The organism is Aliikangiella aequoris (assembly GCF_053709105.1).
In genome coordinates this window covers 1,789,975-1,816,667 of the sequence record NZ_CM132298.1, presented here as the reverse complement: position 1 = coordinate 1,816,667, position 26,693 = coordinate 1,789,975, and the positions used below count along the sequence as shown (strand labels likewise).

The 26,693-nt window shown below is 39.1% G+C and carries 18 protein-coding genes; 11 read left to right on the top strand and 7 right to left on the bottom strand.

The features are described 5' to 3' along the window. Positions 1-177 precede the first annotated feature (177 nt). Positions 178-1,248 carry a CNNM domain-containing protein gene (locus ACUR5C_RS07880; RefSeq protein ID WP_454467809.1) on the bottom strand — a complete coding sequence of 357 codons (1,071 nt, stop codon included), beginning with the start codon at positions 1,246-1,248 and terminating at the stop codon, positions 178-180. Between the two features lie 797 nt (positions 1,249-2,045). On the opposite strand from ACUR5C_RS07880, the gene ACUR5C_RS07875 reads away from it, so the two are divergent. Together ACUR5C_RS07875 and ACUR5C_RS07870 are read left to right on the top strand one after the other, a co-directional pair. Then, entirely contained in the window at positions 2,046-4,349 is a 2,304-nt protein-coding gene (locus ACUR5C_RS07875; RefSeq protein WP_454467808.1) for an endonuclease, read from the top strand. Between the two features lie 756 nt (positions 4,350-5,105). Continuing rightward, complete coding sequence (locus ACUR5C_RS07870) at positions 5,106-7,415, top strand: endonuclease (protein WP_454467807.1); 2,310 nt, start codon at positions 5,106-5,108, stop codon at positions 7,413-7,415. Positions 7,416-7,607: 192 nt separating this feature from the next. On the opposite strand, the gene ACUR5C_RS07865 is transcribed toward ACUR5C_RS07870, so the two are convergent. The 3 genes from ACUR5C_RS07865 to ACUR5C_RS07855 all read right to left on the bottom strand — a co-directional run bounded on the left by ACUR5C_RS07865 (position 7,608) and on the right by ACUR5C_RS07855 (position 10,732). Next, complete coding sequence (locus ACUR5C_RS07865; RefSeq protein ID WP_454467806.1) at positions 7,608-8,267, bottom strand: thymidine kinase; 660 nt, start codon at positions 8,265-8,267, stop codon at positions 7,608-7,610. 108 nt (positions 8,268-8,375) lie between these two features. Further along, complete coding sequence (locus tag ACUR5C_RS07860) at positions 8,376-8,885, bottom strand: nuclear transport factor 2 family protein (protein WP_454467805.1); 510 nt, start codon at positions 8,883-8,885, stop codon at positions 8,376-8,378. Positions 8,886-9,397: 512 nt separating this feature from the next. Beyond that, on the bottom strand, positions 9,398-10,732 hold the full coding sequence (locus tag ACUR5C_RS07855; RefSeq protein WP_454467804.1) for an MFS transporter: 1,335 nt from the start codon (positions 10,730-10,732) through the stop codon (positions 9,398-9,400). Positions 10,733-11,067: 335 nt separating this feature from the next. Between ACUR5C_RS07855 and ACUR5C_RS07850 the strand changes: the two genes are divergently transcribed. Then, positions 11,068-11,583, top strand: a complete 516-nt coding sequence (locus ACUR5C_RS07850) for a peroxiredoxin (protein WP_454467803.1) — start codon at positions 11,068-11,070, stop codon at positions 11,581-11,583. A gap of 68 nt (positions 11,584-11,651) precedes the next feature. Here the strand turns inward: ACUR5C_RS07850 and ACUR5C_RS07845 are convergent, their stop codons facing one another. Beyond that, positions 11,652-12,137, bottom strand: a complete 486-nt coding sequence (locus ACUR5C_RS07845; protein WP_454467802.1) for a MarR family winged helix-turn-helix transcriptional regulator — start codon at positions 12,135-12,137, stop codon at positions 11,652-11,654. Between the two features lie 179 nt (positions 12,138-12,316). On the opposite strand from ACUR5C_RS07845, the gene ACUR5C_RS07840 reads away from it, so the two are divergent. After that, positions 12,317-13,384: a S41 family peptidase gene (locus tag ACUR5C_RS07840; protein WP_454467801.1), complete on the top strand. Its 1,068-nt coding sequence runs from the start codon at positions 12,317-12,319 to the stop codon at positions 13,382-13,384. 412 nt (positions 13,385-13,796) lie between these two features. Here the strand turns inward: ACUR5C_RS07840 and ACUR5C_RS07835 are convergent, their stop codons facing one another. Continuing rightward, on the bottom strand, positions 13,797-14,282 hold the full coding sequence (locus ACUR5C_RS07835) for a YcxB family protein (protein ID WP_454467800.1): 486 nt from the start codon (positions 14,280-14,282) through the stop codon (positions 13,797-13,799). 447 nt (positions 14,283-14,729) lie between these two features. Between ACUR5C_RS07835 and ACUR5C_RS07830 the strand changes: the two genes are divergently transcribed. The 3 genes from ACUR5C_RS07830 to ACUR5C_RS07820 all read left to right on the top strand — a co-directional run bounded on the left by ACUR5C_RS07830 (position 14,730) and on the right by ACUR5C_RS07820 (position 17,800). After that, positions 14,730-15,572, top strand: a complete 843-nt coding sequence (locus ACUR5C_RS07830; RefSeq protein WP_454467799.1) for an AAA family ATPase — start codon at positions 14,730-14,732, stop codon at positions 15,570-15,572. A 93-nt stretch (positions 15,573-15,665) separates the two neighbouring features. Continuing rightward, positions 15,666-16,841 (top strand): vWA domain-containing protein, encoded by a 1,176-nt coding sequence (locus ACUR5C_RS07825; protein WP_454467798.1) that lies wholly within the window; start codon positions 15,666-15,668, stop codon positions 16,839-16,841. Positions 16,842-16,921: 80 nt separating this feature from the next. Further along, positions 16,922-17,800, top strand: coding sequence for an MBL fold metallo-hydrolase (locus tag ACUR5C_RS07820; RefSeq protein ID WP_454467797.1), 879 nt, complete (start codon positions 16,922-16,924; stop codon positions 17,798-17,800). Between the two features lie 67 nt (positions 17,801-17,867). Here the strand turns inward: ACUR5C_RS07820 and mgtE are convergent, their stop codons facing one another. Further along, a complete protein-coding gene (gene mgtE, locus ACUR5C_RS07815) occupies positions 17,868-19,241 on the bottom strand; it encodes a magnesium transporter (RefSeq protein WP_454467796.1) in 1,374 nt (457 codons plus the stop codon). Between the two features lie 429 nt (positions 19,242-19,670). On the opposite strand from mgtE, the gene ACUR5C_RS07810 reads away from it, so the two are divergent. From ACUR5C_RS07810 to ACUR5C_RS07795, 4 genes are all read left to right on the top strand, one after another. Next, positions 19,671-20,768 (top strand): membrane-bound lytic murein transglycosylase EmtA, encoded by a 1,098-nt coding sequence (locus tag ACUR5C_RS07810; protein WP_454467795.1) that lies wholly within the window; start codon positions 19,671-19,673, stop codon positions 20,766-20,768. Positions 20,769-21,010: 242 nt separating this feature from the next. Next, on the top strand, positions 21,011-21,787 hold the full coding sequence (gene imuA / locus ACUR5C_RS07805) for a translesion DNA synthesis-associated protein ImuA (protein WP_454467794.1): 777 nt from the start codon (positions 21,011-21,013) through the stop codon (positions 21,785-21,787). A 9-nt stretch (positions 21,788-21,796) separates the two neighbouring features. Beyond that, positions 21,797-23,311 carry a Y-family DNA polymerase gene (locus ACUR5C_RS07800; protein WP_454467793.1) on the top strand — a complete coding sequence of 505 codons (1,515 nt, stop codon included), beginning with the start codon at positions 21,797-21,799 and terminating at the stop codon, positions 23,309-23,311. Positions 23,312-23,322: 11 nt separating this feature from the next. Beyond that, on the top strand, positions 23,323-26,430 hold the full coding sequence (locus tag ACUR5C_RS07795; RefSeq protein ID WP_454467792.1) for an error-prone DNA polymerase: 3,108 nt from the start codon (positions 23,323-23,325) through the stop codon (positions 26,428-26,430). Positions 26,431-26,693: the final 263 nt, after the last annotated feature.

Below are 26,693 nucleotides of genomic sequence, written 5' to 3'. Positions count from 1 at the left end.
GTTACTAGGCGATAAAGAGTGAGAATATTTAATATGGCGCTCGACAGAATTAGTCACGGATCCTCTGATCCTCTGAACCACTGAATCACAGCAACACTTAATTAGGGGTTTATAAAATAGATCTTAAATCTCATGATTTAAATACAACAAATGTGATGGTGACAATCGTAACGCTGCTTATTGATCAGCAGCGTCACTCAGCAGCCAGTTGCCCTCGACTCGCTCTGCTCTTTTTATCCACTGTTTGCGAGCATAATTTTGCATATCTTCAATTGTGTCTACTTCATCCATAATTTCATACCCTAATATGGTTTCTATTATATCTTCCATAGTCACAATCCCGGAAACACCACCATATTCATCAACCAATAAGGCCAAATGTTCGCGCCGCTGGTTAAGCTGATCAAAGCAGTCTTTTAAAGAGACACTTTTTTCTACCACAAAAATGGTACGCTTAATATCATCAAGCTGTTGATCGCCGTTACCTTTAGCAACGGCTAAAAAGATGTCTGTTTTTAAAACATACCCACAAATGTCTTCACTGTGTTTGTTATAAATTGGAAACCTTGAAAATGGCATTCTTTCAACTTGATTCATCACTTTATTGATGGTTAGTTGCGAGTCTAGCGACTGAATAACTGGCCGAGGTGTCATCACGTCCGCGGCTCGTAACGATTCAAAAAACACAAAGTTTTTCAAAGCACTAACATCACTTTCTTGAAATACACCTTGCTCAACGCCACGATCGGCCATTGCAGCAAACTCTTCTCGCGAAAACTCATCTAACACCGACTCTCGGTTAGAAATTAAACCGGTGATTTTTTCGCAAAACCAAACCAAAGGTCTGAGTAAAATCACTAACACGCGCAGTATTTTATAGGTAATGTGGCTCAATTGCCGCCAGTAGCGAGCCCCCAAAGTTTTCGGTATTATTTCTGAGAATACTAAAATTAATAACGTGAGTACCGCCGATATCAGCCCCAAATAAGCCTCACCAAAAACGCTTGCGGCTTGCGCTCCGACACCAGCAGCACCAACCGTATGGGCAATAGTGTTCAGGCTTAAAATAGTCGCTAAGGGTTTGTCGATATTACTTTTTAATTCACGTAAAGCCTTACCATGAGATTCTCCGTCTGACTCTAACATAGCAATATAGGAGTCATTTAAAGAAAGCAAAACCGCTTCTAAAATAGAACATAAAAATGAAACACCAATCGCTAACAGTAAATAAAATATCAGTAAACTCAATTCGTATCCTAGTGTGAAAGGTTTAGTCTTTTAAAAGTGATTTTCTAATCTTGTCTAATTTTAAGTTTAACTTAAATCGAATCCTTGGGTAAACAAAGTGAGCTGCCTATAGGGATTTATTTGTAACAGCTTGCAATGAGTCTTTTAAACCAATAAAAAGCGATTTAAACGTTTTTAACGCCCTATCGATAAAAATCATGAACCAACTCTAACTACAAACATACATTTGCTAAGGTGTCATTGCTAAGGCCTGTTTGCTAAAGTCTAATATCAAACTAATATGAGATTTTATGTATCTGCAAAGGTAAAGCTCAAGTGTAATTTATACGCTTTCTAACGACCTAATGTGTCAATACTCTATTATTTGTTCTCCCCCGCCTTTAACTTCGAGGCTTAATCATCCATTTGTGCGCCGCAGCATGTGCGACATTAAGACGCTAATTGTGCATTTTCACATTTCAGTGAAGGCTTTCGGATGAATGCTGCAAAATATCATTAAATGAAATGAAATTGCCGCTTTTTGTCGCCATCTTCGTAAAACGAGATTATCTCATTAGTACAGAATGTATAATCTCAATAAATGATCCTTCTATTTTGGCCTCTATTAAACTCTCACCACAACATATTGATGGTTTCACATTGCTTTTTATCATATATAGCGCCTGCACCTTAACCATTTAGTCAGGATGTTCTGAAGGAGTTTGGTTAACGTCACACCTATTTAATATTTGCTAATGAGAATATCTCACATAAATATCTCATGACTAAAATTGGATAAATCAAAAAAGGAACCAACTATGAACAAGCAAACGCTGATTAAAAAGTTACATTTGAGCTTTTTCAGTATTGTTGCGGGTTTTAGCTTACTAGCTAATGCAGCACCTCCTCCTGGATACTACGATACTGTTAACACCACATCACCAGAATCACTTCATGCAACACTACATTCTATAATTGATGATCACACTCGATTTCCTTATACCGACGCAACTACAGATACTTGGGATATTTTAGAGTCAGCAGATCAAGACCCTAGCAACCCTAACAATGTATTAGATATCTATAAAAACGCTAGTTACCCAAAACAAGGTGGTGGTAACTCTTTTTACAACAGAGAGCATAGCTGGCCTAAATCTTATGGCTTTCCAAGTGACGGTAGCAGCAACTACCCCTATACAGATGCGCACCATTTGTTTATTTCAGATAGTAGCTACAACTCTAGCCGCAGCAATAAGCCATTCGACAATTGTGCTACCAACTGCACCCAAAAACCGACCGACTTTAACGATAATCGTGGCGGAACTGACTCGCAGTCTAACTGGACAGCAGGATCTTATACTGAAGGAAAATGGGAAACTTGGTTAGGTCGACGAGGTGAAGTCGCTCGCGCTTTAATGTACATGGCGGTACGTTACGAAGGCGGTTCTCATGGTACAACCGGTGTAAATGAGCCAGATTTACGACTAACTGACGACCGAACCTTAATTAGTCAATCTAATGCAGGCTCAAATATAGATGTTGCCTACATGGGTTTAAAATCAGTCTTGTTGCAATGGCATTTAGATGATCCTGTTGATGATATGGAAAGACGCAGAAATGACATTATTTTCGCGCATCAAGGAAATCGTAACCCATTTATTGATCATCCAGAATATGTTGTTTGTGTTTTTGCCAATGACTGCTCTGGTTTAGGCGATGGCACCGGCGACACGACTCCACCTTCGGCACCGACAGCTTTAGTCGCAACAGGTGGAGTAGCAGAAGTTAGTTTAAATTGGACAGCCAATAATGAAGCTGACTTAGCAGGCTATCATGTCTATAGAAGTGATGCGGGTCAAAACAATTTTATGCGTTTAACGCCTTCAGCAGTCACTGTCACTTCTTACCTAGACACTGGTCTAGAAGCCAATACCAGTTATGACTATCAAATCACCGCGCTAGACACCAGTGCTAATCAGTCTACACCTAGTGATATTGCTTCAGCTACAACGAGTGACGCGCCTTCTGGCGGAGACTTTACTGTCTGGATTAACGAATTTCATTACGACAATGCCAGTAGCGATGTTGGTGAGTTCTTTGAAATAGCTGGCGAAGCAGGCACCGATTTAAGTGGCTGGAGTGTTGTTGGATATAACGGCAATGGCGGCTCAGCATACAAAACGGTAAATTTAGTTGGTGTAATCCCTGACCAGTCGAACGGTTTTGGAACCTTATCTTTTGCCTTTAGCGGAATGCAAAATGGCTCTCCAGATGGACTCGCTTTAGTCGATAACACTGGACTTGCAATTATGTTTATCAGCTACGAAGGCAGCTTTACTGCCAATGGCGGCCCAGCCGATGGGATGACCTCGCAAAATATTGGCGTTTCTGAAGCTTCATCTACACCAGTTGGCTTTTCACTCCAGTTAGGTGGACAAGGCAACCAATATAGCGATTTTACTTGGCAAGCAGCAGCGGCAGAAACCCCTGATGCGGTTAACAACGAACAAGTATTCACAGCGATAATTTCTCAACCAGTCGCAGCCTTTACTAGCTCTTGTGTAGATTTAACCTGTACTTTTGATGCAAGCGAAAGTAGTGCCGAGCCTTCTTCAATTGCGCAATATAATTGGGATTTTGGAGATTCAACAACATCAAACGGCGTTACTAGCAACCATCAATTTGAACAAGCTGGTAGCTATACAGTGACTTTAGAAGTGGTTGCAGAAGATGGCGGTATCGCCACGTTAGCACAAGTTGTGGAAGTGACAGAACCATTGCCGCCAGTAGGATACTTTGAAAACATTGAGCCGCTAGCGATACCCGATAAAAAGAAAGTTTCTAGTATCATTAACGTCGATTATGCTTCCGTAGAAACGACAGCAGTCGTTTCGGTCAATATTAGCCACGAATACCGAGGCGATATTAGTATCAAGCTAATTGCACCAGATGGCTCTAAATATAAACTTAAACGTAAAAACCGACGTGATGATGGTCAAAACATTATTGAAACCTACAGCGTTGACATAAACTGTGACACCGTTGGAGAGTGGAAACTGAAAATAAAAGATCATTTCCGCAAAGACACCGGCACGTTAAATAGTTGGTCCCTGCAACTTTAAGCAGTCAATTGAGTAACTCTTAGTTTCTCCCCTAAGCCACTAGTTTTCGCTAGTGGCTTTTTATTATGCTCGAATAATTTAGTCCAGAAAATTCTTCTATCTAGGCTACGTCTTTAACTATCAATTTAAAATGCAAAGGCTCGCCCAAAATAAACTAGGCGTTATTTTATCGTCTAGATTATTACTAAGTTAACAATATTATTAACAGACTCACCTCAATATGCTGCCTTGCAGCATTGCTAAAAAGATACCCCAAATAGGCAGAATTATTGCTGCCAACATCAATTACACTCAATCCAAAAGAATTAATAGCACAGCGACATCTAGACTCACTTAATGTCGTAATAACAACAAAAATAAAGACTTTGGTTAAAGCTTTAATCTGTGTACTGAAACTAAAACTCAAAATATCTCAATTGTGAGTTTTCACATGATCTTTTTGTAGCAATATCTCTGCTTGGTAATTTATACTGCCTATCACTTAACCGTTTGGTCAACATTTGAGCAGTTAAGGTTTTAGGATTTAAGACCGCACCATATAGGATTGCGCTATTTAGAATTATTTACCATATGCGATTATCTCGCTGAGCTAATCTCATTAAAGTAAACGAGCAACCATAGGTTTTAAATAACGACACCTGGCATAAACCACACAGTATTTGAAATGACGGCTTGTAACCTTGTAACCCAGCTTTTGGACAGCAGAATACAACGAGCAAAGTTTTCAAATAAACAATAAAAATAAAGGAAAACATTATGAACCAAAGTACGAGATTCAATGGATTTATAGTAAGCTTTTTCGCCCTCTTAGCTAGTCTTAGCTTATTGGTTAATGCCGCGCCTCCTGCGGGATATTACAGTACTGTAAACACTTCCAACCCACAGTCATTACGAGCCTCTTTACATGAAATTATTGACGATCATCAACGATTTCCCTACACCTCTAGTGCAACAGATACTTGGGATATATTAGAATCAGCCGATGAAGATCCCAATAACCCCAATAACGTATTAGATATATATAAAAATGCGAGCTACCCTAAACAAGGCGGCGGCAACACTTTCTATAACCGAGAGCACAGCTGGCCAAAGTCCTATGGGTTTCCTTCAGACGGCAGCACTAACTACCCTTACACTGATGCACACCATTTGTTTATTTCAGATAGTAGCTATAACTCAAGCCGTAGCAATAAGCCTTATGATAATTGCGCTAGTGCTTGTTCGGAAAAACCAACCGAATTTAACGATAACCGCGGTGGCACATCATCTCAATCTAACTGGACAACCGGTTCTTTTACTACCGGCAAATGGGAAACTTGGTCTGGACGTCGTGGCGAAGTCGCTCGTGCATTAATGTATTTGGCAGTTCGCTATGAAGGCGGTACTCACGGCATTACCGGCGTTGCAGAACCAGACTTAAAACTAACCGATGACTTAAATTTAATTGAGCAATCTAACGCAGGTAGTAATATTTCAGTCGCTTATATGGGGCTAAAGTCTGTGTTACTCCAGTGGCATTTAGACGACCCAGTAGATGCCATGGAACAACGTCGCAACGATGTTATTTATAGCCACCAAGGTAATAGAAATCCATTTATCGATCACCCCGAATATGCAGCATGTGTTTTTGCCAACGACTGCTCTGGTCTTGGTGGCGGCGGAGACACAGTAGCCCCCTCTGCACCAACTGGTTTAACCGTCACCAGTGGCGACAGCCAATTAACATTAAATTGGAGCCCGAATACTGAAAGCGATCTTGGCGGCTACCATGTTTATCGCAGTGACTTTGGAACCAACACATTTGCACGAATAACTTCTACCAGCATTACAACTAATGCCTATGTAGACTCAGGATTAGCAGCGAACACCAGTTACGACTATCAAGTCACAGCAATTGATACCAGTGCTAATGAGTCTCTCGCAAGCGTTTCTGCAAGTGGAACCACTAACCCAGGCAGTGGCGGTACTAACGAGACGGTTTGGATAAACGAGTTTCATTATGATAACAGCAGCACTGATACTAACGAGATGGTAGAAGTCGCTGGAAATGCAGGTATGAATCTAAGCGGCTGGAGCATTGTTGGTTATAATGGCAATGGTGGGATAACTTACAAAACCATCAACTTAAGTGGTTTAATTCCCGATCAATCGAACGGTTTTGGCACTTTACAATTTGCGTTTAGTGGTATGCAAAATGGCTCACCAGACGGACTCGCTTTAGTAGACTCTAGTGGAAGTGTGGTTCAATTTATAAGTTACGAAGGTAGTTTTTCAGCAACCAATGGCCCCGCAAACGGAATGGTATCGCAAGATATTGGTGTCGCTGAAACAACATCAACACCCGTAGGATATTCCTTACAACTTTCTGGAAGTGGTACTCAATACACTGACTTTACCTGGCAAGCACCTGCTTCAGCAACCGCAGGTAACATTAACAATGGCCAATCATTTACCTCTAGTGGTGGCGGAGTGTCCACTCCTGTCGCTAGCTTTAATGTAAATTGCGACAACCTAAGTTGTGCATTTGATGCCAATGCAAGTACCGCTTCGCCTTCAACAATTTCGCAATATAATTGGAACTTTGGCGATTCAAACACCACCACTGGTGTAACCACAACTCATACATTTAACACAGCCGGAACTTATGCTGTAACACTTGAAATTATCGCAGCAGATGGCGCAACGGATACCACCAGCCAAACAATAACCGTTACCGAAGCAAATGCTCAACCTACCTACTACGAAAACACTCAGGCAATTGCATTGCCAGATAAGACAACCGTTTATAGTGATATCGATGTAGCGATTAATTCAAGCCAAGCAACCGCCAGTGTTTCAGTTAATATTACCCACACTTATCGCGGAGATATTAGTTTAAGACTTTATGCTCCCGATGGCAGTTACTACGATTTAAAATCTAAAAACGGGCGCGATGGTGGCCAAAATATAATTGAAACCTATACCATTAACCTCGCCGGAAATACTAGCGGCATTTGGTCCTTAAGAATACGCGATCACTATAATGGAGACAGCGGAACGTTCAACCAGTGGTCTATTCAGTTTTAGACCTTACAAAAGTTAATACCATTAAAAAAGCCGTTTGAAAACAAACGGCTTTTTGATCTGTAAGTTTTAAATTAATAGCAGGTTTTAAATTAACTGTAGGTTAAATTAAGCTTAGGTTTTAAATAATCTAGAACCTTAATACTCTTAGTGAAACCACTCAAAGCACTCACCTAGTCTTAACCACTAGACTTACTATAAATTAACGCTTAACTCTAATTGATCTTCAGTTTTTTCCTTAAGCTTTACAGTATCTGTTTGCATTGAAGATTGCTCGGTACTAACGGGTTTAGTTAATTCTACATAATGAGAAAAGCACACCGGCTGATAGCTTTCTTCACAACCCAGCTCTACCTGGTTACCTGCTAATGTAGGTATACCGTCGACTAGTTTTAAATTAACTGTCGCTTTTTTGCCACAATGTAAACAAACGGTTTTTATTTCTTCAATTGAGTCGGCCACTTCAAATAAGCGACGTGCCCCTTCAAAAAGTTGAGTTCTAAAGTCTGTTCTCAAGCCATAGCAAATCACCGGTATTTTGTAGGCAATGGTTATTTTACGGAGATGATCGATACATTTGGCCGATAAAAACTGCGCTTCGTCAACTACTACGCAAGATTTGCCTAAAATTTGTTCACCCCACAACTCGTCGATACTATCATCGCATAAAAGAAAGTCGGCTTTTTGCTCTAACCCAGCACGCGACTTTACCGTATCTGCGCCAAACCGGTCGTCTAAGCGAGGTTTCACTAAAATAGCGCTTTGGTTCTTCTGCTCATAATTGTGAACTACAGCGAGCAAGTTTAAAGTTTTTGCTGAACTCACGGCACCGTATCTAAAGTACAGCTTAGCCATCTAGCATCTCCTAAATTGTATCGATTAAACCGCTATAATAACAAAAAATAGCGGTTTAAAGCGAGTTCATTCAAACGATAAAAGAAGTCTCGATGACAATTTCTCTATTTAATCGCTAGCAGGCTTATGGTCAAAGCTTAACACTCGCTTTAGTTTCCAAGCGTTATCACTTAGCACCCACAAATGGGTAAACTTCGCAATACCTGTTTTATAAATTGGCTTGCCCTGCTCCCTTATAAAAAACTCATGTACACCACTTTGAATCATGGCGTACAATTTTCCTTCATTATACATTGGAAAAAGCAGCATTGAGCCGCTAACTAATTGTCGAATCGGCTTATGCTTTAAATTACTACAAATATTTTTCTCAACGGCTTGAATAAACTCTGCTCTATCTTGAAACCCTGCAACATCATGATAAAACTCAAAATCTGTATCAATTAAGTCGTTTAAATGCGCTAGCTCACATTGATTAAAAACGTTTTTAAACAATAGGTCGTCAAACTGAGTAAATTGACTAACTAGTTTTGTGTCTAATTTCTCTACTGCAATGAGTTTACTTGGAAGAAAGCAAACAGCTAAAAGTAAACTAACAATAAAAATTGCTTTGTATTTCATTAAGATAATCCCATTTTTAAAATAGTAAAAGGCTTTAAACAGTTGTAATCTTTAAACAGTTGTAATCTTTATCGAATTTAAACCTGTAAATAATTATCTATTTAAAAGAACAACAGTTGATCACAGCTAAATTGAATACAGAATTCATGCCACATTGTTCACGCGCCTCAACTATCACTTAAAGTGATTTAAATTTTATTAGTCCTAATCAATTTGACCAACTTTTCATGAAATAAACCGCAAATTTAAGTAGTCATTAGTCAAAAATGACAAGTGATGAGCGTAAGTGAATTGAAATACAAATGAAACATTGAAGTTCGCTAAGATAGATCCAAAAATGTTGTAAAGTAGCTGTCCACAAGATTGTCCGCAGGACAAAAACTTGTCCGTTCTACTGTCCGAAAGTGAAATTGTCAGCACACAAAAGCAGGCGATAATTGCAGCATTAGAAAATGCTTAAATTAATTGGGTAACATAACGAGCACTAGGCTAATCATTCTAATATTTAATTTTTAATTTTTATCTTGTACTTCGTCTAATTTCAGCGCTAAACAGCCCGCGACAACGCACATAATAGCAAACAGCGAAATCACTGCGGTAACGCCTAAAGTCTGAGCAAGCCAACCAAAAACTGACCCAACTAACAATAGCAATCCAATAAAAGTATTAGAAACCGCTGTGTAATGGGCTCTATTTTGCGGCGTTCCCATATCCACCAAATGAACCGAACGCCCCAACCTAACGCCTTGATAAGCAATCATTAAGAATAATAATGCACAAGGTAAAGTGATTGGGTGGGCTAGTAAACTTGGAAAATAAATGCTAATAAAACTTAAGCTAGCTAGCGATAATCCAGCCAGTACACCAGCAATACAAAGAACCCTTCTACTAGAGTGATCAGCAAGTTTTCCCCAAACATAACTACTCAACAAACTTGCGGTTGCGCTAGCAATCAACAACAAACCTAACTGGTTGGTATTGGATGTAATATTTGTTGCAAAGTCTAAACTATTAGAAGCCCTCTGTTGACCCAATAAAATTAAAAATGGTGGTGCCAAAGCCGCAGCAGTAAGCAAACCTCTAATGCAAACAAAAAGAATGAATTGACCATCAGAAAAAGCCAGTTTAATGCGTTTAGTTAAATCAGCGATGCCATTTTCGCCGCCTTCTTTGCTACCCACTTTTTCGTTTAAGCGCAAAAGATTTAGCCCTGCCAACAACCATAGGCAGCCTGCAAAAGCTATAATGACGACAATGGCGTTAACCCTTAAGTCGATAAGGCCGCTTCCTAAAAGCACCGCAAACAACAACACACCGACAGCTGCAAGTGAGCTAGCTAGCCCCGTAGCCGTTCCACGAGTCGACTTTGCCAACGTTTTACCTAAAATGTCTTTATAGCTAACAGAGCAAAAGCTTCGAGCAATGGCTAAAATACAAAGACAAACTAATACAACAATAGCGGCCGAATCATTAGCCAATAATAGCACCGATAAAAATATACCAAGCGCAGCAACAGCTTGAACAAAACAACCCAAAGCCCACACTAATTTACGTTTACTTTGACGCCTTACCCACTCAGCAATTAATAGCTGCGGCAACAGAGCACCAGCTTCTCGAATTGGCACTAGCAATCCAATTAAAGTACTACTCGCACCAAGTTGCGCAAGTAACCAGCTAAGTATTAATTTAGGATCAATAAAGCCGTCCGCTAACTTGCTCAAAGAGAGCGAGTTTACATGAATCAAAAAATGTTTAGGTTGATCATTGCATGCTGACTCAGGAATGTCCTTACAAAGGCGCCCTTCGTCTTCTACAACTAATGCATGATATATTTTTTCGCTTACCATCCGTTTTCCGCCACAGATTAATCGCCTGCTGTTATTATTTAGATGATTAAAGTTAAATTTACGCTAATAAAAGCTAAATAGATTAAGTTACTTTCCTTTCTAAAATCTTCTGCTAAAGTAAAAGAGTCTTTTACGAAGTTCATCGATATAAAATATCATGCGTTTTAGATACACAAAAAGCAAAATCAGTGCATTCATTGTGGCTCATGCTAACAACTAGTGAGCAAACAGCAACAATAGACTTAAACTATTAAGACGATTCAACCCATATACTATACATATAAATGGTTATCGCTTATTCTAGCTTCACATTAACCCTTTAAGAGAGAATACTCATGATTCGCAAAGTCCCGCAAGTTACTTTTAAAACAAGAGTTCGAGATGAAAGTATTGATCACGAAAACCCCTTTCGTTGGCAAGATGTTACAAGCGACGATATATTTAAGGGAAAGAAAGTTGTCATTGTTGCGCTACCCGGCGCATTCACTCCAACATGTTCTAGCACTCACCTGCCCGGCTACGAGGCTAAGTACGATGAGTTAAAAGCGAAAGGCATCGACGAAGTATATTGTGTTAGCGTCAACGACGCCTTCAGTATGTTTCAATGGGCGAAACAACTAAAAATCGAGAAAGTAAAAATGCTTCCAGATGGTAATGGTGATTTTACTCGATTAATGGGAATGCTAGTTTGCAAAAACAACTTAGGTTTCGGTAATCGCTCATGGCGCTATAGCATGATGGTTGATGACGGAGAAATTAAGCTCCAATTTGTTGAGCCAGGCATGTCAGACAATTGTCCAGAAGACCCTTTTACGGTCAGCGACGTGGACACTATGCTTAAAGCATTATAAATCCTTGTATTTAAAGCTAGTTAGACATGCAAATTAACTTTATGACTAACTAGCTTTAACTTTTCTGGTTAGGTGTTGATGCTTAATAGCTTTTCAAGTAATCGACCTAAATCTTTTTCTTCGCTTTTTGACAGCCCTTGCGTCATGGTTTTTACTTTTGCAAACCACACGCCTATCGCCTCATCTATAAGTTTTATCCCTTTGTTAGTCAACATAACCAAGCGGCCACGCTTATCTTGAGGGTCAATGCTGCGTTTAATCAACTCACGCTTTTCAAGTCTGTCTAAACAAGCCGTCATAGAACCAGACGTTAACACAACAAATTCTAAAAGCTGCTTAGGAGTTAACTGGTAAGGTTTACCCACTCGCCTCAAACTGGCCAGTACGTTTAGTTCACTAAACCGCAAATCAAACGGCTTTAGCGATTGCGTAGCAGCAGAATCTAAAATTTTACTTAGAAACATAATCCGCCCCATGACTAGCATAGGCCGCACATCAAGGTCTGGACGTTGTTGAGCCCATTCATTATTAAACTGAGTCACTATGTCGTTCATGGGTAAACACCTTTTAGGTAAAATGTTTCAAAGAGTTTCAATCTAAAAATATATCTTGATATAAAGATAATATTTTATTAACCTAACCACAAGTTATCTTTACATAAAGATAATTATTTTGAAAGGCAAACTTATTAAATGTGAGCCAGCTTAGCCGTAAATCAACCTAAGGAATGCGCATGAAGCGATTAGATTATTTAAAGCAGTTAACAAACAAGCTAACATCAGTTCTATTATTAGTCGGTTTTAGTGGTGCCGTTGTCGCTAATTCGCAGCCGATAGACAGTCAAACTAAAATTGACACTGTCAACCGGATCATCGAGAAGCTAGAAAAAAATTATGTTAACCCTGAGTCGGCAAAGCGAGTCAGCGCAAAATTAACTCATTTTATTAAGTCTAACGAACTACAGCAAAGCGACAATATAGACGCTTTTACTAAGCAGCTTAATCAATTGCTTTATAGCGAAACAAAGGATAAACACCTTCATCTTGCCTATGAACCACAAAAAGCAGAGTTAACCCAACAACAAAAAGAACAAGAAGCTCAACACGAATTAGAAATGTGGAAAGCTCACAACTTTGGAGTCACCAAGGTTGAACGGCTCAAGTTTAATATCGGCTATTTAAATATTTCCGGTTTTGCTCCTACCCAAGCTGTTGGTCCCTTTTATGCTTCTGCAATGAACTTACTAGCGAATACCGATAGTCTAATTATTGACCTGCGCGACAACTTTGGCGGTCATGAGCATTCAGTAACTTTACTGGCAAGTTATTTCTTAGATAAGCGAACCCATTTGAATGATATGTATAACCGAACAACTGATAAGACAGAGCAAAACTGGAGTCATAGCTTTGTTTCAGGCTCTCACTATGGTGAATCTAGACCGCTCTATATTTTAGTGAACGAGAATAGTTTTTCAGCTGCTGAAGACTTTAGCTACACCCTTAAACATCTTGGGCGTGCGACTATAATAGGAGAAAATACCGGCGGTGGTGCCAATAGTGGCGACTTTGTAAGATTAAACGATCAGTTTACTATGTTTTTACCTACGGGACGTAGCATCAATCCATTCACTAAAACTAACTGGGAAGGCGTCGGCGTTAAACCACATATTGCGATTGAAAGTGATAAAGCGCTGGTTAAAGCTCAAACCGAAATCTTAAATAAAATAAAGCTCAACGAAAAAAACACTGGTCGTATTAAACGAATAGATGCAAGAATAAACGCTTTAAATTCTAGCATTTAACTTTCCCGCAAAAGATTGCCTAGACTCAATAGGCAATCTTTTTTCTGTTCAGTAATTCACTCTTAGTTTAAGCTTTCAACCCAACAGCTACCTCAAAGGCTTCCTTCATTACAAAGCAGCCGTTTACTGACACATAAGTTTAGATGTTAGTTTTGGTTAAAGTGGACGGTTAAAGTGGACAGCCAAATGCTGTTCATCGACCATAGTTATACAAAAAGTACTGCAGCAGTATTATGAGCAGTGAAGCGCGAGTAAAGTAGAAACTGCTTAAATTTTGCTCTGCCCTGTTTTGGCTTTCAAAAATTAGCGTCTAAAGAAGCTAATATCGGTATAGGCAAGTGTTGATATAGGCTGTCGATGTTGGCTGTCGATATAGGCTAGATACACCTTGATTTTCGCGCTAATGACATGACTAATCTGCCTTCTGCTGAGCTTTTGACACGATAAACTCAAACATTGCTGGACTAAGGTGAGCTTTCGACAAGTAGTTTTTGCCTTTCTTATGCTCTAATAAAAAGCCCTTCTCAGTTTTAATAATTTGACTTACGTCGGCCCACTTAATTTGAGAGTTAACATACTCTGAAGCAGTTTCTACCCCTTCCTCATTGATAGTTAACTCCACTTTGCCAAATGCGGCTTTGCTCATTAACTGGCGCCACACCCACCAGGTTTGTCTAAACTGAATGCTAAAAACTTCCACTATTGCAAGGCAGAATATAAAATAAGGAATATAGTAGTGCTCAGCCTCAATAAACATAAGTGCGACACTAATCACCGCAAAAGCAATAGCCTTACGATAGTCTTTTCGCTCAACCGGAGGCGCAGATTGTTCAAAACATTCTTGGAAATGTTTTTTGTCTAAAATAAAAGAAACTGACTCGCTAAATGTTTGACTCATAAATGACTAACTTAATAAAATTTTTTAATAGTCTAACCACTTTTGCTTAGCAAATCACTGAAAATTCAGTAGAACTCTTAAAATTTATCACTATTGGCTAGCTTAAAATATTAATGATTAAGGCTCGGCATACGCGGAGATATCCGCTTTTTACGCGCGTTGGTTGCTTTCGTATGAGTTTAAATATTAGCTTATCGAGTAGTATAAACTATAGAAAACAGGCTAAAATTGGTGCTAAATATCAGCGCCCTCACAAGCATAAACTAAGCTCGGTCAGCGCGTTTCATGCATTCTGTTTGATAAGCCTTTAGTTAGTTCTATACACTTTAACTCTAACCTCCAGAGATCTGTTTTTATGCTTTATTGTTTACTCTGTCTAGGTAAAGTGCACACGCTGTTAAATGTGTTAAAATATTGCCAGTGAATAACCTAAATATTGAGGATTCTATGAGTTTTACAGGTAGTAAAAACTACATTGCAACTTCCGAACTACAAATGGCGGTTAATGCCGCTAAAACTTTACAACGCCCACTATTGATTAAAGGCGAACCCGGCACGGGGAAAACTATGCTTGCTGAAGAAGTTGCGGCATCATTAGATATGCCGCTTTTTCAATGGCACATAAAGTCAACAACAAAAGCTCACCAAGGCCTTTACGAATATGACGCGGTATCTCGCTTAAGAGACTCTCAGCTGGGAGGAGATAAAGTTCACGACATTAAAAACTACATTAAAAAGGGTAAACTTTGGGAAGCTTTTGAATCAGAAAAGCAAGCGGTACTTTTAATTGATGAAATTGATAAAGCCGACATTGAATTTCCCAACGATCTTTTACAAGAGCTAGATAAAATGGAGTTTTTTGTTTATGAAACAGGAGAAACCATCAGCGCTAAGCAGAGACCGTTAATTATCATTACAAGCAACAACGAGAAAGAACTACCAGACGCTTTTTTACGACGTTGTTTTTTCCATTATATTAACTTCCCAGACAAAGAGACAATGCAAAAAATCATTAATGTGCATTTTCCGCAGTTAAAAGCAGAGCTCCTCAAAGAAGCAATGGAAATATTTTTTCAAGTGCGTGAAGTTAGAGGGTTAAAGAAAAAACCTTCAACCTCTGAGCTTATCGACTGGTTAAAATTATTAGTAGCCGACGACTTGTCTGCGCAGGCGCTAAAAGAACGTGATCCTAGCAAAGCTATACCACCACTTTATGGGGCTCTAATAAAAAACGAACAAGATGTGCATCTATTAGAAAAACTCGCATTTATGCTACGCAGAGAATCTTAACTCTCGTACTTTAAAAATGGCTAGCGTGTTCTTAATTAAGTAGCTGCACGCTAGGCTAATTTATTTATTCGTCATTTAATAGCGTAGGTTTGAATGTTAGTTGATTTTTTCTTTACTCTAAAAAAGCTGGGACTACCGGTTTCTATTAAAGAGCTGCTGCACCTGCTTGAAGCCCTGCAAAAACAGCTAGTGTTTTGCAGCATTGATGATTTCTATACGCTTTCTCGCTTATGTTTAGTTAAAGATGAAAAGCATTATGATCGATTTGACCTTGCATTTGGCACTTATTTTAACGAACTTTCTGATCTTGAATCACTTCTAGATGCCCTTATTCCTGAAGATTGGCTAAGGGCAGAATTTATGAAAAACCTTTCTGAAGAAGAAAAAGCAAAAATTAAAAGTTTAGGTGGATTAGACCAGTTACTTAAAACTTTTAAAGAGCGCTTACAAGAGCAACACTCTCGCCATGCGGGCGGCAACAAGTGGATTGGGACCGGCGGCACATCGCCTTTTGGGCATAGTGGATATCGCCCAGAAGGCATACGTGTCGGCGGTGAAAGTCGCAATAAAAGTGCCGCAAAGGTATGGGAAAAGCGAGAATTTAAAGACTTAGATGATAGCCTAGAACTAGGTACAAGAAACCTAAAGGTAGCCTTAAGAAAATTAAGAAAATTTGCAAGAAGTGGCGCTCAAGAAGAACTCGATTTGGACGAGACCATTAGCCACACCGCCAAAAATGCCGGGCTATTAGATATAAAGATGGTTGCAGAGCGACATAACTCAGTTAAAGTTTTACTTTTTTTAGACGTCGGCGGCTCGATGGATCCTTACGTACAAATTTGCGAAGAGTTATTTTCTGCCTGTAAAACAGAATTCAAGCATTTAGAATACTACTACTTTCACAACTTTATTTATGAAAATGTTTGGCAAAGCAATACAAGACGTTATACCGAAAACACTCCCTTAGACGAAGTTCTTCATACCTATGGAAGTGACTATAAAGTGATTTTTATTGGGGATGCCTCTATGTCTCCGTATGAAATATCACACCCAGGCGGAAGCGTGGAGCATATGAACAACGAAGCGGGTTATGTATGGATGCAACGTATAAAAGCCAAATTTGCTCATGTCGTTTGGCTTAATCCTGTCGAACAAGCCTATTGGCGCTTTACCCAAAGCATTGGTATGACTCAGCAGCTACTTGAAAATGAAATGTATCCGTTAACTCTTGAAGGATTAGAACAAGCAATAAAATCTTTAAGTGATTAATTAAAACTTGATAGCTTAAGTTTTTTTCTGGTATACAATAATGCAAGTGTTAATATTATAATAAGCGGGTCGGTTTGATTATGTCAGCAGTTAGAGTTAAAGAATTTTATCATCAAGAATCCGGCACTTTTTCTTATGTCATTTACGACTTAAACTCTCAAGATGCGGTTATTATTGACCCAGTGTACGACTTTCAGCAAGCGTCTAGCCAAATCACTAGTGAGTCAGTTGAAACAGTTTTAACCTTTATAAGCGACCATCAACTTAAGCTCCACTATACTTTAGAAACCCATGCTCATGCCGATCATATTAGTGCTGCTCATTTTATTAAGCAGCAGTTGGCCACTCCGATTGTAATTGGTCATGGCATCACTCAAGTACAAGCAAACTTTAAAACAGTTTTTAATCTTAAAGATGACTTTTTAACCGACGGCAGCGACTTTGATTTGCTTGTAAAAGAAGGCGACATTATTAATGCGGGCTCACTCAAAATTAAAGTGCTCGCGACTCCAGGCCACACCAACGACAGCGTTACCTATTTAATAGCAGATTGTGCATTTATAGGTGATACACTTTTTCATCCTGACACTGGCACTGCTAGGTGCGACTTTCCGGGCGGCAATGCGAAAGCTTTGTACCAATCGATTCAAAAAATACTTTCATTACCCAGTAATACGCGTTTGTTTTTATGCCACGACTACCCTTCCAACAACCGAAAGCCAACGGCTTGCACCAGCATTCAAGCACAACAGACTGAGAACAAGCATTTAGCAAATATTAGCTCTGTTGACGAATTTGTAAAAATTAGAACAGATCGAGATCGCTCTTTAGACCTACCCCAACTGATTATTCCGTCTATTCAAATTAACATTCGCGCTGGCAAATTGCCTCAAGCAGAGTCAAACCAAGTAAGCTATTTAAAGTATCCAATAAATTTATTGACTAACAAGAAGGACTAGTTAGCTAATTGACATTACCTGTAAAAATCTAAAACCTTCATTACAAAAAATTAATTAGGATTATTAGTTAAATTAATATAGCGGTAGCCAAACCTAAAAATACAAAGAAGCCAACCGCATCGGTAATAGTCGTTAATACAACACCGCCGGCAAGTGCAGGATCAATTCCCATACGCTTTAAAATTAACGGAATAAATACTCCTGATAAAGTACCCGTTAAAATAACAATTAATAGCGCGCCACCAAAAATTAAACCTAATACCCAGTCGCCATACCAAAGCACAGAGATTGCATACACAACCGCCGCCCAAATAATTCCATTAATCCCTGCGGTGCCAATTTCGTGCCACATTAAAGGTCGTAGGTTACTTTTGCCCACTTGCCCTAAAGCAATACCTCGAGTTACTAAAGTGAGCGTTTGAGTTCCTGTTACGCCTCCCATACTTGCAACTACCGGCATTAAAACGGCTAACGCAACGACTTGCTCAATAGAAGCTTCAAACAACCCAATAACCCAAGCGGCTAAGAAAGCGGTTACTAAGTTAATTCCTAACCAAATCGCTCGGGTCATAGAAGCTTTAATAACCGGCGAAAACATATCTGAGTTAGCATCTAAACCGGCTTTACTTAAGATTTCTTTTTCTGATTCGTCTCGCATTAATTCGACAATATCGTCAACAGTAATTCGCCCAAGCAAAACGCCTTCTTTATCGACAACTGGTGCAGATAAAAGCTCCCTATCAATGAACAGTTGCGCAACCTCTTTAGACGGTGTTAACGGCGTAATACTTGGTTTGTCTGTTTGCATTACATCGGCAGTTGTCATGCTAGTATCATGTGAAACTAAAGCACTTAGCGGTAGCGTTCCTAGTACTTTATTTTTTCTATCAACAATAACTAAACTGTCTAAATGCTCAGGTAAACTACCCTCTTTATTTCGTAAAAAGCGCATATAGCGAAGTACCGCTTTTAATGAAACATCAGAACGCACAGCGGTAGCGTCGGCATCCATTAACCCACCAGCGGTGTCATCTGGATATATTTTTACCGTGTCATAGCGCTGCCTACGCTGAGCATCCATTGCTTCTACCATTGCTGTAAGAATTGATATAGGTAGGTCATCATCAATATCAGCAAGTTCGTCCATCTGCATTTCCGAAAGTGAAGCGATAATTTCTTCTTCATCGGTATTCTTAATAATTGAACGACGTGTTTCTTTGTGAAGATCAAGCAAAACTTCCGCTTTGTCTTTCACATCAATTTGCTGCCAAACAACCGCTCGATTAGTTTTAGGCAGTGATTCAATAAGACGAGCAACTTCTGGTGGACTTAACTCGCTGGTATGCGCTGCAACTTTAGCTAACAGTGTATGATTGTCGCGACCACTTTCAGAGTTTAGCTCTGCTATCATTTCGACAATATGCTGATGATTTTTTGGCATTCTTATCTCTCTTAAGGTGAACTTTAAAGCGAACCAACTGGTTACTTTATAAACACTTTTACTTTATTGTTTAACCGACATAAAAATTACTTACGACTCAGTATAGAGTTATTATGGCAATTGAGCTAACTTGCTAGTAGCCATTTTCTCAATACGGCTTTCTAAACGCTTAATTATTCAGGCGGCCCAATACCGATTAATCCGTGTACAAAAATCACGCCTCATCAAACTCAGTTATCCCCATTTTCAGTGGATATACCTGTTAATAACTTTTTCAATATGAACAGGCATGGGTCATGCAGAGTTTTGATCTCTTTTTGTTCAGGTTAAATTTTGACAGCTTAAAAACTATTCAGTTAAATGCTTGCCTATCTTATTTGTGATTTTTAGTATACGCTTTAAACCCATTTTAACTCTTTTTGTGCCTTAATGTTGCGACCGCTTATCTTATTATATTTTAGTTTTTTACTCGCTGTTAGCTCCACGTCAATTAAGCTAAATGCCGAATCGAGCTGGACAGATATTATTCGTAAATTACCTTATGAACATAGTTTGCACCTGCACAGAAATTTAACTGATATTCGCCGCTGGGTTCTATTTCAAAAAAGCTACTGTGAAAATGCTGATAGGCATATTTTGTTTAATAGCCGAGGTCGATTTTTAGGCTATATTAATAACCTAGAAACCAGCCAAGCAACGCAAGCTAAACTTAACCAAACAAGAGAGTCGCTATTTAAACAAAATAAAGTCAAACACTGGGTCGCAGGTGATCAAAACCGCTTTGGCTACCCTTTTGCTTTAAACTGCAACCAACCTCATGTTGATATTAGCCGTGCCACTGCTCGCCTGTTAGGCGAAGACCAAGCCGATAGACTATGGGGAACATGGGATGGGATGCGTGCCGGTACAAGCGAACAACCTATTCCCCTATATCAACTTGTTGAACTGGTTTACAAAACCAAGTCAAAAATAATTGGAGAGCCCGTTATAGCAGACGAATACCGTTTATTTTTGGCACAAATAATTATTGAGAGTGGCGCTAGAAAAGATAGCTTATCAAAAGATAATGCAATTGGATTATTACAACTAAAGCCGAGTGTATTAAAAGACTGCAAGCTAGAGCAAAAATTTTACCGTCATCGCATGGCGCAAGTTGACTGTGCCGTTAGGCTTTATCAACAAAATCAGCGTAATTTACGCCCGGCTTTTGAGTCTATTTTTGGCCACCTTGAAAAGAGCAAGCAAAGCCGCCTTTTCTCATTATTACTCGTACAGAGCTACCACAGTGGTATAGGCCGTATTCAACGGCTTTTAACTGATCCAACAGTTAATCAAGCCAGTTTGTTTTTCGCTCAAAAACATCGGCTCTTTTCTGCGTCAGATATTGCTACCGGAATTATCTTTCATAATGCAGGCAGAGAAAACCTTGGCTTTGCATCCCTTTACTACCTAATTGATATCAGTATCACCGCAGCTCAGCTTTGCCAGACCCAAACTTTACAAAGCCAATGGTTTTGCAGCAAATAAGCGTTTAATAGCCTCTTTCTGAAAAAAATAAAATCACTATAAATTCAATTGCTTAACTTATTTGAGATAAATATTGCTGGATTAGCCTGCCTTTTAATGCTACTTATATAGGTAGTGCTTTCTTAGATAGTTCCATTAATTGTTAGTTTCAACCTCTCATCCCAAATGGTGGTTAACTAAAACGGAGTTTAAGCAAGTGTATTTTATTTTCAGTATTTATGTTGCAAAGTGTCCTAGTCAAGATGTCATCAAAAGTATTAACAAAACTGTTCAATAACCACCAGGTATGGCAAGCCAAATTACAGCCTAGGCAACGTCCAGCTGTAAGTACGGGCTATATCGCATTAGACAAAGCTTTACACTATGCTGGCTGGCCGCAAGCAGCAGTAAGCGAGTTACTGGTTCCTTATGCTGGCGTTGGAGAGTTACGTCTTATCATGCCTTTTTTGGCTCACTTATCGTTACAAAGCGGATATGTCACTTGGATAAACCCACCCTTTATACCTTATCCTGTTGCGTTAGCGCAGCATGGATTAAAACTAAAACGCCAAGTTTTAATTAAAACCAGTAATTGGACCGACACTATCTGGTCAGCACAGCAAGCACTTTGTTCAGGAGCTTGCGCCGCAGTAATAACTTGGCTTCCTAATCAAACAAGTCAACACGCTTTACGTAAACTCAGCTTGGCTGCTAAAACAGGTAATTGCTGGGGCTTTACTATACGCGCAAGTGAACAACAGCAACAAGCTTCTCCGGCCTCATTGCGTTTAAACCTCAGGGCGCATAAACAGCTCACCCAAATCAATGTAATAAAACAACCTGGCGGCTGGAGTGGTCAACAAGTATCACTTAACCTGTTTCCAGAGCGACGTCATTATACCGCTTTATCGGCAATTCACTGGCCAAGTTATCAAGCAAAGTGCAATCACCCACAGGCTGAAACTCAGTCTGCATTGAGTTTTCCTTCAGAAAAAACTTATTTAACTGAACCTAAAACTGATCTTCATCGATTTCACTAAGGTTATATTATGTGGCTTGCTATTACCCTACCTCACCTCGCTATAGAAAGCTGTTTAGTGGAAAGCGGCTTATTACAAGATAAGCAGCAGCCTGCTGCGGTTATAGAAAACAATCGGATTTTAAATATTAACTTGGCTGCAAAAAATGCAGGCATAAAAGTTTCTCAAACAGTCAGCAGTGCTTTAGCGCTATGCGATAAAGTACAGCTACTCCCAAGAAACCCTTCGCAAGAACAGCAACGCATTAACCAGTTAGCATTAATGCTTTATCAGTTTTCCTCGGCAATTGTGCTACAAACCCAAGGTATTGTTTTAATCGAAATAGCACGCAGCTTAAAGCTCTATAAAGGCTTAAACCCGTTACTTAACAAAATTACCTCGTGCTTAACAGATGAAAATCTCAGTTATAAAATGGCTATAGGACAAACCCCCAAAGCAGCATTATTGTTGACTCAACACTCACTTGAGTATTCTAAGCAACTTTGGCAAGAAGAGACTCAGTCGATTAACTTAGTACAGCAAAAAGCCATACTTGAAAAACAAGCCATTACAAGCTTGTGTTACGAGACCCATTTCAACCATAACCAAGCAGTCAAAAAAATACTCTCCGTAGGATTAAAGTCTATAGGTGACTTAAACCGACTGCCTTATGCTGAAATTAATCAACGTTTTGGAGTAGAAGTAACCCAGTATTTGCAACAGCTTTTTGGAAAGCTAAGTGATCCGCAAGTTTACTTTAAGCCCGCAGAGTTTTTTGATCAAAAATTAGACTTTATCGATGTTGTACATCATAAAGAAGGACTGAGCTTTCCCATTAAAAGGTTACTAAAATACTTATGCCGGTTTCTTATTTTAAAACAACGCAATGCTCAGTGTTTGCACTGGCAGTTAACCGACATTAGTAAAAACACGATTGGCTTCGATGTACTAATTAGTGACTCAAAAGTTAACCTCAATACTTATCTAGAACTTACTCGCCTCAATTTAGAACGCTATAGTTTACATGCTCCGGTTGAAAGCATTCGTCTTAGAGTAGAAAAGCTACATGAGTTAAATGTTATCCCTGACAGTTTATTTTCAGAGCACACTCAGTTTAATCAAAGCTTGCACTTTATTAATAAGATTCAAGCTAAACTGGGTAAAGAAAGCTGTTATCAACTATCCATTAAAAATGAGCACGTTCCAGAACTGAGTTATCAAACAGTATCAACCACTGAATACCAACCGTCAGCAAATAAGTTAGCCTCTAATAGTACAAACCAAATCAATGAAAAGTCTGAAAAATTTAAGTTTAGACCCAACTGGTTACTGGAAACACCTAGGCCAATTGGCTATAACCAAAGAAAGCTGCTTTGGCATGGTGAGTTGAACATTATTTCTTCTCAAGAAAAAATTACTCACTACTGGTGGAAACAAAAAGTGGCAAGAGATTATTACCTTGCAGAACACGAAAACGGCTCGCTTTACTGGGTTTTCTATGACCAAATAAAAAGCCAGTGGTTTTTACATGGCATTTATAGTTAAACCAATATGTTATGCAATACGTTGAATTAAACTGCCAAAGTAACTTTAGTTTTTTAAGTGGCGCATCACACCCACAAGAACTGGTTGAACGAGCTGCAGAGCTTAAATACTCAGGTATAGCAATTTGCGACGAGTGCAGTTTAGCCGGTATTGTACGCGCTCACGTTACCGCTAAACAACATAACATCAAACTTATTATTGGGTCTTTTTTAAAAGTTGATTTCAGCGCCCAAAAAGACCTGCAGGTTATTATTCTTTGCCCTTGTAGAGAGTCTTATGCAGAGCTTTCTTGCTTAATTACTAGCGCAAGACGACGCGCTAAAAAAGGCGACTATCAGTTAAGCTTAAAGGATTTAAAAAGTCATTTAAGTTTGTGCTTATGCATTTATTTGCCTAGTAGCAGTTATCAAAAATCCGTTATAGCACTAAACCAGTTAAAGCCGTTATTCCCTCAAAAGCTATGGATTGGTTACTCTAGATTGCTACAAAACAACGACTTCTTTAAGTACAGCCGAAGTTTAGACTTAGCACGCCACTTTAATTTAAACATAGTCGCTCAAAACCAAGTTGTTATGCATGTTAGACAAAGAATAAAACTTCAACATACACTTCAGGCAATTAAGCAATGTCGTAGCGTTCAAAGTTTAGGCGCAGACTCTTTAAGCAATGCAGAACAGAGCCTACGCCCCTTAAATCAACTTAAGCAGCTTTACCCCGAAGCCTTAATTAAAGAGACAGAAAAAATTGCCAAACGATGTACTTTCTCACTTGACCAGCTGCGTTACGAGTACCCAGATGAAGTTTTACCAAATAACTTAACGCCAACAAACTATTTAAAAGAAATTGTTTATCAAGGAAGTCAGCAGCGCTGGCCCAATGGAGTAAAAGCAAGCGTAAAAAAGCAAATTGACTATGAGCTTAAAGTCATTAAGGAATTAAACTACGAACACTATTTTTTAACTGTTTATGACATTGTACAGTTTGCTAGAAAGCAAAACATTCTTTGTCAAGGTCGCGGCTCGGCTGCCAACTCGGCGGTTTGTTATTGTTTGTTTATCACCGAAGTCGATCCTGCTCAAAGTGACTTACTCTTTGAACGCTTTATTTCTGCCGAACGCAATGAGCCACCAGATATTGATGTTGATTTTGAGCATCAACGACGAGAAGAAGTTATTCAGTATATTTATAAAAAATATTCTAGAGACCGCGCCGCCATTGCGGCAACGGTTATTACTTATCGCTTAAAAAGTGCCATTCGAGATGTGGGCAAAGCCCTAGACATTGATCAGCCTATTATAGAATATTTAAGCCACTCTTTAGCCTGGTGGGACAAACCAGACTCATTACAGCAACATTTTAAACAACTTAATTTTTCTGGCGACTCTCAAATGGTAGATTTATTTTACGAGTTAGTCATGAGTATTTTAGGTTTTCCCCGTCACCTTTCGCAACATGTGGGCGGTTTCATTATTACACAACGCCCTATTTCTACATTAGTCCCCGTTGAAAATGCCAACATGCCAGACCGCACTGTTATCCAGTGGGATAAATACGATATAGAAGCACTAGGCTTGCTAAAAATAGATGTGCTAGCTTTGGGCATGTTAACAATGCTAAGAAAATGTTTACAAATGACAGCAAGCTACTCAAAAATTACTCAGCTAAGTCATATTCCTAAAGAAGATCCGCTAACTTATCAAATGCTTTGCAATGCTGATAGCTTAGGTGTATTTCAAATTGAATCCCGCGCTCAAATGAGTATGCTACCGCGCTTAAAGCCTCAGTGTTTTTATGACTTAGTTATTCAAATTGCGATTGTCAGGCCTGGGCCCATACAAGGCAACATGGTGCATCCTTTTTTAAAACGCCGTAACGGTGAAGAAATAGAACAATATCCTAACCGTGCAATACAGCAAGTACTAGAACGTACTCTTGGAGTGCCTATTTTTCAAGAGCAAGTCATAAAGTTAGCCATGGTGGCAGCTGATTTTAGCGGCGGCGAAGCCGATCAACTAAGGCGAGCAATGGCTAGCTGGGGACGTAATGGTGATCTCTATCAATTTAGAGAAAAACTTCTGCAAGGTATGCGTGCCAAAGGTTATTCAGAAGAGTTTTCTGAGCGTGTATTTGAGCAAATGAAAGGCTTTGGTAGTTATGGCTTTCCAGAGTCTCACTCCGCAAGCTTTGCGATTTTGGCTTATTTTTCTTCGTGGCTTAAACGCCATCACACGGCAGCATTTTATTGTGCTCTGCTTAATAGCCAGCCAATGGGGTTTTATACGCCTTCACAGTTAATTCAAGACGCCGTTCGTCATAACATTTCAATTTTAAGTATTGATATTGACATAAGCGAATGGGAGTCTAAGATCATACTGCCCCCAGAAAAACAGACTAAAATTAATTCCATTCGGTTAGGATTTCATTTAGTAAAAGGTTTTAATCAAGCAGCAGCCATACGTATTATTAAAGCGAGAAATAATAAGAAATTTACCAATATAAAAGATCTCGTTTTTAGATCTCGGCTTAATGCTACAGAAAAAAACGCTTTAATACAGGCTAACGCTTTACCTCGCTTAGCTAAAAACCGTCATCAAGCACAATGGCAATCATTAGGTTTAGAAGATACAAAGCCCTTACTTCATTCTATTGATACACTCCCCCATCAAGCCTCTGTGGTAGAGAGAAAATTAACGCCTCCCAGTGAGGTGGAAGATATGTTAAGTGATTACCAAGCGACAGGTTTAACTTTAAATAAGCACCCATTGGCAATAATGAGAGCTAACCAGTGGCTTGAAAAATGTAAATTAGCTAACCAGTTAGCAAACTTACGCCAAGGGCAGTTTGTTAAAGTGGCGGGCATAGTAACTTGCAGGCAAAGACCAGCAACAGCCGCTGGCGTAATGTTTTTAACCTTAGAAGATGAAACAGGTAATATGAATATTATTATTTGGAAAAACACTTTAGAAAAATTTAGAAAGGAAATATTAGGCAGTCGCCTGTTATTAATTAAAGGAACAGTTGAAAGAGAAAAAAAGGTGGTTCATATTGTCGCCGGATATATCCGTGATATCAGCGATAAGCTGCCTGAATTTAGAAGAAAATCAAGAGATTTTCGATAAATCTTGCAGCATATAAAGACGCCATATTGAGCTATATAAATTTTTTTCTAAAACCCTAACTCATTGCTCACAAAAACTTAAAATAGCAATGCATTAACTAGAAGAAATTAAAATTAAATTAGACGAATAAAGACTAAAGAAATACTTGATATTTTAGGGAGTCTAAAAGAAACCACTTTAATTCACTGGTGCCGTAAATTTTTAGCATAAATACAAAAAGGCCATACAATATTAAATTGTATGGCCTTTATTTAAAAGCTCTT